The following is a 14,608-nucleotide window of genomic DNA, read 5'->3' on the forward strand; positions in this document are numbered from 1 at the left end:
CCCACCATTTTACCCAACTCAGATCGTCACTCATGAGCCTGTGCCATTGCAGGCTCTGCAAGGTTGGACAACTTCCAGCGGCGCCAGAGCCGCCAGCCAGCGCCGCCCAGGATGAGGGCGATCAGAGGTAATAAAACGCTGGCACGCCAAAACCCAAGGTCATGCTCCGGCACCAGGAAGGGGCCGAAATAGACAAGCTGTTGCTCTTCCTTATAGGCAGTGGCCGGTACGAAAATCACGGTCAGCTTGACGGTATTGTCGATGGCTGAAGCCATGCCGGGGATGCTGCTGGCCACCATCCTGCGCACGCGCGGGTTGATTTTGTCCGGGTCCAGGCGCGGGTCATGTTTGATGAATACCGAGGCGGACGCCGGCTGTACCGGCTCGCCTGGCGCGACTCGCTCAGGGAGCACCACGTGCACACGGGCGACGATCACACCGTCTATATTCGATAGGGTCGACTCCAACTCCTGGGACAGTGCGTAGATGTAACGCGCACGCTCTTCCAGTGGTGTGGAGATGACGCCTTCCTTGCGAAATACATCACCCAATGTTGAACGGGCCAGCCTGGGCAGCCCCGCAGCGTCCAGAGTACGAACCGCTCGACTTATGTCACTGGCCTTCACGCGAACGGCAACGCCGTCTTTACCCGGGATTTTCTGAGCGCGAATCTGTTTGTTGGCCAGCTCTGCAATGACTTCGTTAGCTTCTTGCTCAGAGATGTTGCGATGAAGCTCTACGCTTTCACCACAGCCAGTCAGCATCAACGCCGACGACAGAAACACTAGGGCTATCAGGTGGCGATACATGCAGCTACCCCAGGTTTGAAATTTTGTCGATGCCTTTTGCAATTGCACCAATGACCTTGACGCGTGACATCACTTCTATATGCGCCTCGGCGAGCGCCTGGGGAAACTCGTTCGCGTCTTTGGTCTTCTTGTTCTGGCTGGCCTCCCGAAACCCTTTGGATACGCGTCTGGATAGGGTTTGCGACTCAGTGGCGTCCCAGGGCGATGCAGCAGAGGCCGTGACGGGCGCAACGCCGTTACCGGACGGTTCGGCGGGGTTGAGCTGGGCGTTGAAAAAACTAATGTCAGAAACCGCGTTGTTCGCGTCTGGCATGTCGGCGTGGGCAGCGATGGACATGTTTTTGCGCAACCCGGTATGGGTGATATCCATGTGAACCTCCATCGAATGAATCAGGTGCTGTACTTGCAGTGAGCGTAAAAACCTCCCCAGTCCTTACGGGGCGGGGAGGTTGTTTTACTTATGCGAATCGCAAGGATTTAGTGCGGCCCGCTTTAGCAGTGGTCAGTTCCTGCTCAGCTGTTTTTTTAGCTTCTTCAACCACTTTGCGTTCTTTTTCCGCGTTGATTGCATCCAGCTGAGCTTGGTTACCAGCGCTACCACCAAGATTAGAGATCATAGAACACCTTTCAAAATTTAAATAAAGACCGATAGCAATTCATCCGCTATCTGTGCATGTTGAGCGAATTCGTAGTTGCTCGGGCTTTACGTGGTTTGTTGCAAATGAAGCGTTCCATTTTATTGCGCGATAAATATTTAAATTTATTTCGATGTGTGCTGCGGCGTTATATTTCGAGTTGTTTCATTCGGTAATAGAGCGTGCGCTTTACCACCCCCAACTCAATCGCCACGCTATCGACACAGTGGTCATTGCGCTGCAGTGATTCTTCAATCAGGGCTTTTTCAATTTGTTGCAGGCGCGTCTTGAGGCCTAATTCGCTACCGTGTGTGTCGCTTACCGGCACTGTGAGCGGCGCCAGGCCCAATACGAAGCGTTTGGCGGTCGAACGTAGCTCACGAAGGTTTCCCTGCCAGGAATGGCAGAGCAGTTGTTGCAACAACTGGGCAGGTGGGGTTGGGGCAGGGCATTGGAAGTGTTCGGCTTCCTGCCGGACCATGTTGATGAACAACGGGATAATCCGCTCGCGTTGGTCGCGCAGGGCGGGAAGCTGGAGACTGACGATGTTCAGTCTAAAGTACAGGTCACGCCTGAAGGTGCCCGATTCGACCATCTGGTGCAGCGACTGCTGGGCTGAGGCAATGACGCGCATATCCACCGGGATGAAACGGGTTGAGCCCAGGCGCTCCACGCCACGAGATTCCAGTACCCGCAGCAGTTTGGCCTGCAGGTTCAAAGGCATGCTGTCGATCTCATCGAGGTAAAGTGTGCCCAGATGAGCGGCTTCTACCACGCCTGCCCGCGACTGCACCGCCCCCGTAAAGGCGCCGCTGTTGACTCCAAACAACTGGCTTTCCGCAAGGCTTTCGGGGATCGCCGCGCAGTTCACGGCAACGAAGTTACCGCGGCGTCCCGATAAGCGATGAACCCGTTGGGCCAACGTGTCCTTGCCGGTACCGGTTTCTCCCAGTAATAAAATATCTATGTTGAGTTTCGCGGTGCTGTGAAGCGTATTTTCAATGTCTGGGTCTTTCAGGAACGACGTATCCGTTTCAACTTCCCCATGACAGGCATTCGACATCGACGGGGTGCTCCATTATTTTTGCTATTGAGAAAGCCGTGATCAGCCACGCCTTCACCGGCGTGAAAATTATAGGTTTCTCGCGCGGACCTTGAAGTAGGAACTTACGCGAATGATGTAGGAGAAGTTAGACAGCTTTATATTTTGTTGTGCCTAATTGCTAAGGCGAGGTGTTAAACAATTACCCATAAAAAAGCCGATGCAAGGCATCGGCTTTTTAAATGCGGGGTAAACCGCGGGTGTTACTTACACGTTGAAACGGAAATGCATGACGTCGCCATCCTTGACGATGTATTCCTTGCCTTCCAGGCGCCATTTACCGGCTTCCTTGGCACCGGCCTCACCCTTGAACTGGATGAAGTCGTTATAGGCGATCACTTCGGCGCGGATAAAGCCTTTTTCGAAGTCGGTGTGGATCACGCCGGCCGCTTGCGGCGCGGTGGCACCCACCTTGACGGTCCAGGCGCGGACTTCTTCGACACCGGCAGTGAAGTAGGTCTGCAGGTTGAGCATTTCGTAGCCGGCGCGGATCACGCGGTTCAGGCCAGGTTCTTCCAGGCCCAGGGCCTCCAGGAACATGTCCTTCTCTTCGCCGTCATCAAGCTCGGCGATTTCCGCTTCGATCTTGTTGCACACCGGAACCACGATGGCGCCTTCTTCGTCGGCGATGGCCTTGACCACATCCAGCAGCGGGTTGTTCTCAAAACCGTCTTCAGCGACGTTGGCGATGTACATTACAGGCTTGGTGGTCAGCAGGTGGAAGCCCTTGATCACGGCCTTCTCGTCAGCGCCCATGCTTTTCATCAGGCTGCGCGCAGGCTTGCCTTCGGTGAAGTGAGCGATCAACTGCTCCAGCAGGCCTTTTTGGACCACGGCGTCCTTGTCGCCACCCTTGGCGTTACGCGCGACTTTCTGCAGTTGCTTTTCGCAGCTGTCGAGGTCTGCGAAGATCAGTTCCAGGTCGATGATCTCGATGTCGCGTTTCGGGTCGACGCTGTTGGAGACGTGAATCACGTTCTCGTCTTCAAAGCAGCGAACCACGTGGGCAATGGCATCTGTTTCGCGGATGTTGGCCAGGAACTTGTTGCCCAGTCCTTCACCTTTCGATGCGCCGGCAACCAGGCCTGCGATGTCGACGAATTCCATGGTGGTCGGCAGGATACGCTTGGGATTGACGATGGCCGCCAGCGCTTCAAGGCGTGGGTCCGGCATCGGCACGATACCGCTGTTGGGTTCGATGGTGCAGAAGGGGAAGTTCTCCGCCGCAATACCGGACTTGGTCAAAGCGTTGAACAAGGTGGATTTGCCGACGTTGGGCAGGCCGACGATGCCGCAATTGAATCCCATGGTGTTTCCCCTCGGAAAAAAGTCAGGCCTTCTGGCTGTGCAGGTTTTTCATCGCGCGGTTCCATTCCCCGGCGAAGATATCCGGCAGCACGCCGAGGGCAAAGTCGATGCTGGCATCGAGTTTTTCCTGTTCGGCGCGTGGCGCACGACCCAGGACGAAATTTGAAACCATACTGGCGACGCCTGGGTGGCCAATGCCGAGCCGCAGACGGTAAAAATTATTCTGATTCCCCAACTGCGCGATGATGTCGCGCAGCCCGTTGTGCCCGCCATGCCCGCCGCCCAGCTTGAGCTTGGCAACGCCAGGTGGCAGGTCCAGTTCGTCATGGGCCACCAGGATTTCCTCGGGTTTGATCCGGAAGAAGCCCGCAAGTGCCGCGACAGCCTGGCCGCTGCGGTTCATGTAGGTGGTGGGAATCAGCAGACGAACATCCTGACCCTGGTGCGAGAAGCGCCCGGTCAGGCCAAAATATTTGCGATCGGCCGCAAGGTTTATACCTTGGGCGTGGGCGATGCGCTCAACAAAAAGGGCCCCCGCGTTATGCCGGGTCTGTTCGTATTCGGCGCCTGGATTTCCCAGGCCAACGATCAGTTTAATGGCAGTCACGACAGGGGCCCTTCCTTTGGAGTTGTGGATAACATCGCTACACCAGCGTGCGGCGAAAGGGGACGACAGGAGCTCACTTATCCAGAGATAAACTTCGCGTTGTTGCCCGCTTTCTCGCTATGTTTCGGTCCGCGATGTTTCCTCAAGCTCCTTCGTTGCAGAGTGTATTACTCTGCAGCGGTTTCGCCGGCTTCATCTTCTGCTACAACACGTGGCGCGTGGACGTTGGCAACAGCCTTGTCGTCGTTGTGAGCCAGTGCAACGAACTCAACGCCTTTAGGGGCCTTGAGGTCGGACAGGTGGATGATGGTGCCGATTTCAGCAGCCGACAGGTCGACTTCGATGAACTCAGGCAGGTCTTTCGGCAGGCAGCTTACTTCCAGCTCGGTAGTGGTGTGAGAAACAACGCCACCTTTCTTGACTGGAGCTTCTTCGCCAACGAAGTGCACAGGCACGATAGCGGTCAGTTTCTGACCGGCTACAACGCGTACGAAGTCAGCGTGCAGTACGTGGCCCTTGGACGGGTGGCGCTGCAGAGCCTTGATGATAACGTTCTGCTTTTTGCCGCCAACGTTCAGTTCGATAACGTGGCTGTAGGCAGCATCGTTTTCGAGCAGTTTGGCAACTTCTTTAGCCAGCATGCTGATGGATTCAGGGGCTTTTTCGCCACCGTAAACTACAGCTGGAACCAGGCTTGCGAGACGACGCAGGCGGCGGCTCGCACCTTTCCCCAGGTCGGAACGCACTTCAGCATTCAGAGTAAAATCGTTCATGTTGTATCTCCAAAATAACCACATTCGCCCCAGCGTTTGCGACCAGCGCTAAAGGCGATATGGGCAAAAAAGCCCCGCCCCAACAGAGTGTTGGGGCGGGGCGCTTTTCGTCAGTGAGGTGTTCCGAAAGGTTTGACCCTTAGCGGAACATCGCGCTGATCGATTCTTCGTTGCTGATGCGGCGAACCGCTTCTGCAACTACCGGTGCGATATCCAGTTGACGGATACGCGCGCAGGCTTGAGCGGCGGCGGACAACGGGATGGTGTTAGTCACCACCAGTTCGTCCAGCACGGAATTCTCGATGTTCTCGATCGCTCGGCCCGACAGCACAGGGTGTGTGCAGTAGGCGAAGACTTTTGCTGCACCGTGCTCTTTCAAGGCTTTTGCCGCGTGGCACAGGGTGCCGGCGGTGTCGACCATGTCATCAACCAGAATACAGGTACGCCCTTCGACATCACCGATGATATGCATCACTTCAGAGTGATTGGCTTTTTCACGGCGTTTATCGATGATCCCGAGGTCCACGCCCAGGGACTTGGCAACCGCACGTGCACGCACGACGCCACCAATGTCCGGGGACACGATCATCAGGTTTTCAAAGCGCTGGTCTTCGATGTCGTCCACCAATACTGGGGAGCCGTAGATGTTATCTACCGGAATATCAAAGAACCCCTGGATTTGGTCAGCGTGCAGGTCAACCGTGAGAACACGGTCGATACCTACCACGGTCAGCATGTCAGCAACGACTTTCGCGCTGATAGCTACACGTGCGGAACGCGGACGGCGATCCTGACGGGCATAACCAAAGTAAGGGATTACAGCTGTGATTCGAGTGGCTGAGGAGCGGCGGAAGGCATCAGCCATCACGACGAGTTCCATCAGGTTATCGTTGGTCGGAGCGCAGGTCGGCTGAATAATGAAGACGTCTTTACCGCGAACGTTTTCATTGATCTCGGCTGTAATTTCGCCGTCGGAGAATTTACCGACAGAGATGTCACCGAGAGGGATATGCAGCTGACGTACGACACGTCGAGCCAGATCGGGGTTGGCGTTCCCCGTAAAGACCATCATCTTGGACACGCGCAGTACCTAGAGGCTGAGGGTAACCTGGATGAGTATTAGAAAATGGCAGGGGCGGCTGGATTCGAACCAACGCATGGCAGGATCAAAACCTGCTGCCTTACCGCTTGGCGACGCCCCTGTATCTGTTGCAACGAGTACCCAGTACTCGATTCCTTTTAGAGCAGACTTTGCAGCTTGCGATGCAACATCGAAACGTTGCTTCCCTTTGCTACAAACCCTGTAAGGGTCTCTGTAAGAAGGGCCGAGACTTTATCAGCTTCAGCTTTGTTTGGGAAGCCCCCAAACACACAACTTCCAGTTCCGGTTAATTTTGCTTCGGTAAATTTACCTAACAAATTCAAAGCGTTACGTACTTCTGGATAACGCCTTGCTACAACCGGTAAGCAGTCATTTCGACTGTTTCCCTTGGGAACGGGGCGCACTTTAATGGGAGAAGAGTTACGTGTCAACAACGGATCTGAAAAAATTTCTGCTGTACTTACAGATACTTGCGGGACAAGTACGACATACCACGGCTCTTCGGGGTATTCCGGGGTGAGTTTCTCCCCCACACCCTCAGCAAAAGCGGCGTGCCCGTGCACGAAAACCGGGACGTCGGCGCCCAGCGTCAGGCCCAGCGCTGCCAGGCGATCATGGTCCCAACCCAGTTGCCATAAGTGATTGAGACCCAGCAAGGTCGTCGCGGCATTCGAGCTGCCACCACCGATTCCGCCGCCCATGGGCAGGATTTTATCGATCCAGATATCGATGCCCTGGGAACAGCCCGATTGTTCCTGAAGTTTTTTTGCCGCCCTGACAATCAGATTGCTGTCGTGGGGCACGCCTTCGAATTCGGTGTGCAGCTTGATCACACCGTCATCGCGCACGGCGAAGGTCAGTTCATCGCCGTAGTCGAGAAATTGAAACAGCGTCTGCAACTCGTGGTAGCCGTCTTCGCGGCGCCCGAGAATGTGCAGCATCAAGTTGAGTTTTGCGGGGGAGGGCAGGGTCAGGCGTTCTGTGGTCACGTTATTGCCCCAGTTTGCGCGGTTGCCAGTCCTTGATCACCAGCGTGACGTCAAGGTCGGTGCCATGCAGTTTGATGCGCTCGGGCAGCCAGTAACCGCTTTGTTGTACGTAGCTGAGGTATTCGACCTGCCAGCCGTCCTGCTCCAGCGTGGCCAGGCGGCTGTCGCCGTTGAGGCTCAGGCGACTCTTGCTGTCTGGCGCGGGCAAGCCACGCACCCACCACACCAGATGCGACACCGGCAGCTTCCAGCCGATTTGTTCTTCGAGCAGCGCTTCCGGCGAGGTGGCTTCGTAGCGCCCCTGATTGGCCACTTCGAGGCTGACTTGCCCCGGGCGCCCGGTCAGGCGTGCTGCGCCGCGACCCAGTGGGCCCGACAAGCGAATATCGTAGTAGTCCTGGCGTTGCAGCCAGAACAGGGTGCCGCTGCCGGAGTCTTTCGGCGCGCGCACCCCGACTTTGCCTTCGATCTGCCAGCCGTCGATGCTGCCGAGCTGGTCCTTGTGCTGTTTCCATTGCGCCGGATTGCCCTGGCCTTCAACGGATTCTCGGCTGCCGATGCCCGCGCAACCAGCGAGCAGGGCGATAAGACTGAACACTACAACGTGGCGCAAGAACATAAGCTTAAAGGGTCTCGGATCCGGTCAGGCGCTTGATGGTGCCGCGCAGAATAGGGCTTTCGGGTTGTTCCTTGAGGAATTTTTCCCAGATTTGGCGTGCTTCGCGCTGCTTGCCGTTGGCCCACAGCACTTCGCCCAGGTGGGCCGCCACTTCCTGATCGGGGAAGCGCTCCAGCGCCTGGCGCAGCAACCGTTCGGCTTCGTCCAGGTTGCCCAGGCGGTAATTCACCCAGCCCAGGCTGTCGAGGACGGCCGGGTCTTCGGGGTTGAGCTTGTGGGCCTGCTCGATCAGCACCTTGGCTTCGTCGTACCGCGTGGTGCGGTCGGACAAGGTGTAACCCAGGGCGTTAAGGGCCATGGCGTTGTCCGGATCGCGCTTGATGATCAGGCGCAGGTCTTTTTCCATCTGCGCCAGGTCGTTGCGTTTTTCCGCCTGCATGGCGCGGGTGTACAGCAGGTTCAAGTCATCGGGGAATTGCAGCAAGGCTTGCTGCAGCAGTTTCCACGCGCGCTCACCCTGATTGTTGGCCGACAAGGTCTCGGCCTGGATCAGGTACAACTGGATCGCGTAATCCGGCTCGGCATCGCGGGCGGCGGCCAGGCGTTTTTCGGCCTCGTCGGTGCGACCGTTGCTCATCAGAATATCGGCTTGGCGCAACTGCGCCGGGAGGTAGTCGTTACCCGGGCCGACCTGGGCGTATTCGAGCAGGGCGGCCTGTGGGTCGTTACGTTCTTCGGCGATACGGCCCAGGTTCAGGTGCGCCGAGTCCACGTGGCTCTCGCGCTGGATCAGCTCTTCCAGATAGCCCTTGGCCTCATCCCAGGCCTTGGCTTCCAGGCATACCAGTGCCAGGGAATAGCGCAGCTCGTCGTCATCCGGGTACTGCTGGACCAGATTGGCGAACTGCACTTTGGCGTCCTCCATGCGGTCCTGCTCCACCAGCATGCGCGCATAGGTCAGGCGCAGGCGCTTGTCGTCCGGGTATTTCTTGATGCTTTTTTCCAGCAGAGGAATCGCTTCCTTGCCGCGATTGAGGTTTTGCAGCAGGCGCGCGCGCAGCAGGATCGGCGCGATCTCGCCCTCATCCGGCGGGTTCTGCTCAAGCAGCTTGAGCGCGGCCTGGGCTTCGTCGTCCTGTTGCAGCAACAACGCCTTACCGAAAATCAGCTGGCTGTTCTTTGGATGTTTTTGCAGCAGGCGGTCGAAACTCTTCATGAGCCCGTTGCGTGTGTCCTGGTCGGTGTCGGCGGCCGACAGCGCAAGAAAGTCGAAATGGGTGTCGCCCTTGCCCTGCAACACCTTCTCCATATAGACCATAGAGTCGTCATACCGCCCGGCGCGCGCCAGTTGAATGGCGGCTGCCCGCTGCGCTTCCAGGTCGTCCGGCGCGTTTTTCGCCCAGATCAGCGAGGTATCCAGTGCGGCCTGATCGGCCCCCAGGTACTCGGCGATGCGAAACGCCCGCTCGGAAATCCCCGGATCCTGGGTGTTGATGGCCTGGGTCACGTAGTTATCCAGCGCAATATCGAAGCGATTGCGCTGGCCGGCCAGTTCGGCACTCAGCAGGCTGAAGATCGTTTCTTCACTGAAGGAGGAATAAACCTTGGGCTTTTCAGGGGCGGGGGTGCTGTCTTCCACCGGCGGGGTACCGTCCGGCGACACCGGGGCCAAGGCCTGGCAGCCGCTGAGAAAGACAAAAGCAAGGAGCAACGCGGAAGATCTATTCATATAGGAAGAGGACGACTAACCTGCGGTCGGATCATCATGACACAAGCCTTCGGCCAAACATAACCGAGTCTCAATGGATGCCTTTATAGACACAAGGCATTAGGACAATAGACGACGGTGGTTGTTCTGAATCTATCGAAGTAGGACAATTGTCGGCTTCCCGACATCATCAGCGATATTGAATGGCCTTCCTCGCACTCGGTATTAACCACAAGACTGCCTCCGTAGACGTGCGCGAGCGCGTGGCGTTTACGCCAGAGCAGTTGGTTGAGGCCTTGCAGCAGCTCTGCCGGCTCACCGACAGCCGCGAAGCTGCAATCCTTTCGACCTGCAATCGCAGCGAGCTTTATATAGAGCAGGAGCATCTTTCAGCGGATGTTGTCTTGCGCTGGCTGGCGGATTACCACCATTTAAGCCTCGATGACCTGCGTGCGAGTGCTTATGTGCACGAAGATCATGCGGCAGTTCGTCACATGATGCGCGTGGCATCCGGTCTCGATTCGCTGGTGCTGGGCGAGCCGCAGATTCTTGGGCAGATGAAGTCGGCTTACGCGGTGGCGCGTGAGGCCGGTACCGTCGGTCCATTGTTGGGCCGCCTGTTCCAGGCGACCTTCAATTCCGCCAAACAAGTGCGCACCGATACCGCGATCGGCGAAAACCCGGTGTCGGTGGCGTTCGCTGCCGTCAGCCTGGCCAAGCAGATTTTCAGCGACTTGCAGCGCAGCCAGGCGCTGCTGATCGGCGCTGGTGAAACCATCACCCTCGTGGCCCGCCACCTGCACGACCTGGGGGTCAAGCGTATCGTGGTGGCCAACCGTACCCTGGAGCGCGCCAGCATCCTGGCCGAGCAGTTCGGCGCGCACGCGGTGCTGTTGGCTGATATCCCGGCCGAGTTGGTGCGCAGCGACATCGTCATCAGTTCCACCGCCAGCCAGTTGCCGATCCTGGGCAAGGGCGCGGTGGAGAGTGCGCTGAAGCTGCGCAAGCACAAACCGATCTTTATGGTGGATATCGCCGTTCCACGGGATATCGAGCCTGAAGTCGGCGAGTTGGACGACGTTTACCTCTACAGCGTCGACGATCTGCACGAAGTGGTCGCTGAGAACCTCAAGAGCCGCCAGGGTGCCGCCCAGGCGGCCGAAGAGATGGTCAGCATTGGCGCCGAAGATTTTATGGTGCGCCTGCGTGAACTGGCAGCGGTGGACGTGCTCAAGGCGTATCGTCAGCAGGGCGAACGCCTGCGCGACGAGGAGTTGCTCAAGGCCCAGCGCTTGTTGGCCAACGGCAGCAGCGCCGAGGAGGTGCTGATGCAACTGGCCCGCGGCCTCACCAACAAGCTGCTCCACGCGCCCAGCGTACAATTGAAAAAGCTCACTGCCGAAGGCCGCCTCGATGCGCTGGCCATGGCCCAGGAACTCTTTGCCCTCGGTGAGGGCGCGTCAGAAAGCTCTTCGGATAAAAAACCGCAATGAAAGCGTCACTGCTCAATAAACTGGACGTGCTCCAGGACCGTTTCGAAGAACTGACCGCCTTGCTCGGCGATGGCGAAGTCATCTCCGATCAGACCAAGTTCCGCACCTATTCCAAGGAATACGCGGAAGTTGAGCCAATTGTCACCACCTACGGCCAATGGCTGAAAACCCAGGGCGACCTTGAAGGTGCCCAGGCGTTGCTCAAAGACAGCGACCCGGACATGCGCGAAATGGCCGTGGAAGAAGTCCGCGAAGCCAAAGACAAACTGATCGCGCTGGAAGGCGACCTGCAACGCATGCTGCTGCCCAAGGACCCCAACGACGGACGCAACGTGTTCCTCGAGATCCGCGCCGGTACCGGCGGTGACGAGGCGGCGATTTTCTCCGGCGACCTGTTCCGCATGTATTCGCGCTATGCCGAACGGCGTGGCTGGCGCGTGGAGATCCTGTCCGAGAACGAAGGCGAGCACGGCGGCTATAAAGAAGTCATCGCGAGGGTCGAAGGCGAGAATGTCTACGGCAAGCTGAAATTCGAATCCGGCGCCCACCGCGTGCAGCGGGTCCCGGCGACCGAGTCCCAGGGCCGCATCCACACGTCTGCATGTACCGTGGCCGTGTTGCCCGAGCCGGACGAGCAGGAAGCCATCGAGATCAACCCGGCCGACCTGCGGGTGGATACCTACCGCTCGTCGGGCGCCGGTGGTCAGCACGTCAACAAGACCGACTCGGCGATCCGCATCACGCACTTGCCGTCCGGCATCGTGGTGGAGTGCCAGGAAGAGCGTTCGCAGCACAAGAACCGTGCGCGGGCGATGTCCTGGCTGTCGGCCAAACTCAATGACCAGCAGACCAGCGCGGCGGCCAATGCGATTGCCAGCGAGCGTAAATTGCTGGTGGGCTCGGGCGACCGTTCCGAGCGCATTCGCACCTACAACTTTGCCCAGGGCCGGGTCACCGACCACCGGGTCAACCTCACCCTTTACTCCCTCGACGAGATCCTCGCCGGGGGCGTTGATGCGGTGATCGAGCCGTTGCTCGCCGAATACCAGGCCGATCAATTGGCGGCGATAGGTGAATAAATGACCATCATCGCCAGTCTGTTGCGCGCCGCCGACCTGCCGGACTCGCCCACTGCGCGTCTGGACGCTGAATTGTTGCTGGCGGCGGCCCTGGGGAAATCCCGCAGCTATTTGCACACCTGGCCCGAAAAAATCGTCAGCAGCGAAGATGCGCTGACCTTTGCCGGCTACCTGCAACGTCGCCGTGCCGGCGAGCCGGTGGCGTACATTCTCGGTCAGCAAGGCTTCTGGAAACTCGACCTGGAAGTCGCGCCGCACACGCTGATCCCACGCCCGGACACCGAGTTGCTGGTGGAAGCGGCCCTGGAATTGTTACCCGCCACGGCCACCAGCGTGCTTGACCTGGGCACCGGCAGCGGCGCCATCGCGTTGGCCCTGGCCAGCGAGCGCCCGACCTGGCAGGTCACGGCAGTCGACCGTGTGCTGGAAGCCGTGGCCCTGGCCGAGCGCAATCGTCAGCGCCTGCACTTGCACAACGTCACGGTGCTCAACAGTCATTGGTTCACTGCCCTGGGCGGCCACACCTACGACTTGATCATCAGTAACCCGCCCTACATTGCAGACAACGACCCGCACCTCGTGGCGGGCGATGTACGTTTCGAACCGGCCAGCGCGCTGGTGGCCGGCCACGATGGCCTGGATGACCTGCGTTTGATCAGCCGAGAGGCCCCGGCCCACTTGAATGCCGGCGGCTGGCTGTTGCTCGAGCATGGCTACGACCAGGCCCACGCTGTGCGTGACCTGTTACTGGGCGAGGGCTTTGAGCAGGTGCACAGCCGAATTGATCTGGGTGGCCATGAGCGCATCACCCTGGGACGTCGCCCGTGCTGACCGATCAGGAGCTGTTGCGCTATAGCCGACAGATTCTGTTGCAGCATGTCGACATCGACGGCCAATTACGCCTGAAAAACGCTCGCGCATTGATCGTTGGCCTGGGTGGTCTGGGCGCGCCGGTTGCGTTGTATCTGGCTGCTGCCGGTGTGGGCGAGTTGCATTTGGCCGATTTCGACACCGTCGACCTGACCAACCTGCAACGCCAGATCATCCATGACACCGACAGCATCGGGCAGACCAAGGTCGATTCGGCCCTGCGCCGCCTGACGGCGATCAACCCCGACATCACCTTTATCCCCCATCGCACCGCGCTGGACGCCGACTCGCTGGCGGCGGCCGTGCAGGCCGTGGACGTGGTGCTCGATTGCAGCGACAACTTTTCCACCCGTGAGGCCGTCAACGCCGCGTGTGTAGCGACCGCCACGCCGTTGATCAGCGGTGCGGCGATTCGCCTTGAGGGGCAATTGTCGGTCTTCGACCCCCGTCGCGCCGACAGCCCGTGTTACCACTGCTTATATGGGCACGGCAGTGACGCGGAACTGACCTGCAGCGAAGCCGGCGTGGTAGGCCCGTTGGTGGGGCTGGTCGGCAGCCTGCAGGCCCTGGAGGCGTTGAAACTGCTGGCAGGTTTCGGTGAGCCGCTGGTGGGGCGCTTGTTGCTGATTGATGCCTTGACCACACGCTTTCGCGAATTGCGCGTCAAGCGCGACCCCGGTTGCAGCGTCTGCGGGACGCAGCATGGTTAAGGATGCACCGATTGGTGTGTTCGATTCCGGTGTCGGCGGTTTGTCGGTGCTCGATGAAATCCAGCGGCTATTGCCCCACGAATCACTGCTGTATGTCGCCGATTGCGGGCATATCCCCTATGGCGAGAAAACCCCGGCCTTTATTCGTGAGCGTTCGCGTTGCGTCGCGCAGTTTTTGCGTGCCCAAGGCGCCAAGGCATTCGTGATTGCCTGCAACACCGCCACCGTCGCGGCCGTGGCCGATTTGCGCCAGGACTACCCCGACTGGCCCTTGGTGGGCATGGAGCCTGCCGTCAAACCTGCGGCGGCGGCGACCCGCAGTGGCGTGGTCGGGGTGCTGGCCACCACCGGTACCCTGCAAAGCGCCAAATTCGCCGCCTTGCTCGACCGTTTCGCCACCGATGTAAGCGTGATCACCCAGCCGTGCCCTGGACTGGTGGAGCTGATTGAAACCGGCGACCTGAGCAGCCCGGCCCTGCGTCAGTTATTGCAGGGCTACATCGACCCTCTGCTCAGCGCCGGTTGCGACACCATCATTCTCGGTTGCACGCATTATCCTTTCCTCAAGCCGCTCCTGGCGCAGATGCTGCCCCCCAGCATTATTCTTATCGACACTGGCGCCGCCGTGGCCCGTCAGCTCAAGCGTTTGCTCGGCGAACGCGACCTGTTGGCTGATGGCAATCCTGAGCCTGCACGGTTCTGGACCAGCGGTGATGTGTGTCACTTAAGAAATATCCTACCGACACTATGGAAACATCCCGGAGTTGTGCGAAGCTTTGGCGCGTGAAAATTTCGTGAAAATTC

The 14,608-nt window shown here is 58.6% G+C and carries 16 protein-coding genes and 1 tRNA gene; 5 read left to right on the forward strand and 12 right to left on the reverse strand.

Annotated elements, in window-relative coordinates; translation table 11 throughout:
• Positions 1-26 precede the first annotated feature (26 nt).
• From sctJ to KZX66_RS00225, 12 genes are all read right to left on the reverse strand, one after another.
• Entirely contained in the window at positions 27-809 is a 783-nt protein-coding gene (gene sctJ, locus KZX66_RS00170; protein ID WP_248075036.1) for a type III secretion inner membrane ring lipoprotein SctJ, read from the reverse strand.
• A 4-nt stretch (positions 810-813) separates the two neighbouring features.
• A complete protein-coding gene (locus tag KZX66_RS00175; protein WP_248075038.1) occupies positions 814-1,179 on the reverse strand; it encodes a hypothetical protein in 366 nt (121 codons plus the stop codon).
• Positions 1,180-1,267: 88 nt separating this feature from the next.
• Positions 1,268-1,426: a hypothetical protein gene (locus KZX66_RS00180; protein WP_248075040.1), complete on the reverse strand. Its 159-nt coding sequence runs from the start codon at positions 1,424-1,426 to the stop codon at positions 1,268-1,270.
• Between the two features lie 166 nt (positions 1,427-1,592).
• Positions 1,593-2,507, reverse strand: a complete 915-nt coding sequence (locus KZX66_RS00185) for a sigma 54-interacting transcriptional regulator (protein ID WP_248075042.1) — start codon at positions 2,505-2,507, stop codon at positions 1,593-1,595.
• A gap of 246 nt (positions 2,508-2,753) precedes the next feature.
• Positions 2,754-3,854 carry a redox-regulated ATPase YchF gene (ychF, locus tag KZX66_RS00190; protein WP_248075044.1) on the reverse strand — a complete coding sequence of 367 codons (1,101 nt, stop codon included), beginning with the start codon at positions 3,852-3,854 and terminating at the stop codon, positions 2,754-2,756.
• Between the two features lie 22 nt (positions 3,855-3,876).
• The gene (gene pth / locus KZX66_RS00195) at positions 3,877-4,461 is read right to left on the reverse strand and encodes an aminoacyl-tRNA hydrolase (protein ID WP_248075046.1); all 585 of its coding nucleotides are present in this window, start codon (positions 4,459-4,461) and stop codon (positions 3,877-3,879) included.
• Between the two features lie 167 nt (positions 4,462-4,628).
• Positions 4,629-5,234 carry a 50S ribosomal protein L25/general stress protein Ctc gene (locus KZX66_RS00200; RefSeq protein WP_032886113.1) on the reverse strand — a complete coding sequence of 202 codons (606 nt, stop codon included), beginning with the start codon at positions 5,232-5,234 and terminating at the stop codon, positions 4,629-4,631.
• A 139-nt stretch (positions 5,235-5,373) separates the two neighbouring features.
• Positions 5,374-6,315: a ribose-phosphate pyrophosphokinase gene (locus KZX66_RS00205; RefSeq protein ID WP_003171603.1), complete on the reverse strand. Its 942-nt coding sequence runs from the start codon at positions 6,313-6,315 to the stop codon at positions 5,374-5,376.
• Positions 6,316-6,361: 46 nt separating this feature from the next.
• Positions 6,362-6,436, reverse strand: a tRNA-Gln gene (locus tag KZX66_RS00210).
• Between the two features lie 37 nt (positions 6,437-6,473).
• Positions 6,474-7,277, reverse strand: a complete 804-nt coding sequence (gene ispE, locus KZX66_RS00215) for a 4-(cytidine 5'-diphospho)-2-C-methyl-D-erythritol kinase (RefSeq protein ID WP_248075969.1) — start codon at positions 7,275-7,277, stop codon at positions 6,474-6,476.
• Between the two features lie 49 nt (positions 7,278-7,326).
• Entirely contained in the window at positions 7,327-7,944 is a 618-nt protein-coding gene (gene lolB, locus KZX66_RS00220; RefSeq protein WP_248075048.1) for a lipoprotein insertase outer membrane protein LolB, read from the reverse strand.
• 4 nt (positions 7,945-7,948) lie between these two features.
• Positions 7,949-9,673, reverse strand: a complete 1,725-nt coding sequence (locus KZX66_RS00225; protein ID WP_248075050.1) for a tetratricopeptide repeat protein — start codon at positions 9,671-9,673, stop codon at positions 7,949-7,951.
• A gap of 182 nt (positions 9,674-9,855) precedes the next feature.
• On the opposite strand from KZX66_RS00225, the gene hemA reads away from it, so the two are divergent.
• Genes hemA through murI form a run of 5 tightly spaced genes read left to right on the forward strand, consistent with a single transcriptional unit; the run spans position 9,856 to position 14,591 of the window.
• Positions 9,856-11,145, forward strand: coding sequence for a glutamyl-tRNA reductase (hemA, locus tag KZX66_RS00230; RefSeq protein WP_248075052.1), 1,290 nt, complete (start codon positions 9,856-9,858; stop codon positions 11,143-11,145).
• Positions 11,142-12,224, forward strand: coding sequence for a peptide chain release factor 1 (gene prfA, locus KZX66_RS00235; protein ID WP_248075054.1), 1,083 nt, complete (start codon positions 11,142-11,144; stop codon positions 12,222-12,224). Before hemA ends, prfA begins: the two co-directional genes overlap by 4 nt.
• Positions 12,225-13,055: a peptide chain release factor N(5)-glutamine methyltransferase gene (gene prmC, locus KZX66_RS00240; RefSeq protein WP_248075056.1), complete on the forward strand. Its 831-nt coding sequence runs from the start codon at positions 12,225-12,227 to the stop codon at positions 13,053-13,055.
• Entirely contained in the window at positions 13,049-13,804 is a 756-nt protein-coding gene (locus tag KZX66_RS00245; RefSeq protein ID WP_248075058.1) for a molybdopterin-synthase adenylyltransferase MoeB, read from the forward strand. The genes prmC and KZX66_RS00245 overlap by 7 nt, the downstream gene beginning before the upstream one ends.
• Positions 13,797-14,591: a glutamate racemase gene (gene murI, locus KZX66_RS00250; protein WP_248075060.1), complete on the forward strand. Its 795-nt coding sequence runs from the start codon at positions 13,797-13,799 to the stop codon at positions 14,589-14,591. The genes KZX66_RS00245 and murI overlap by 8 nt, the downstream gene beginning before the upstream one ends.
• Positions 14,592-14,608: the final 17 nt, after the last annotated feature.

This window comes from Pseudomonas sp. EYE_354, assembly GCF_023148575.1.
Classification (GTDB): domain Bacteria; phylum Pseudomonadota; class Gammaproteobacteria; order Pseudomonadales; family Pseudomonadaceae; genus Aquipseudomonas.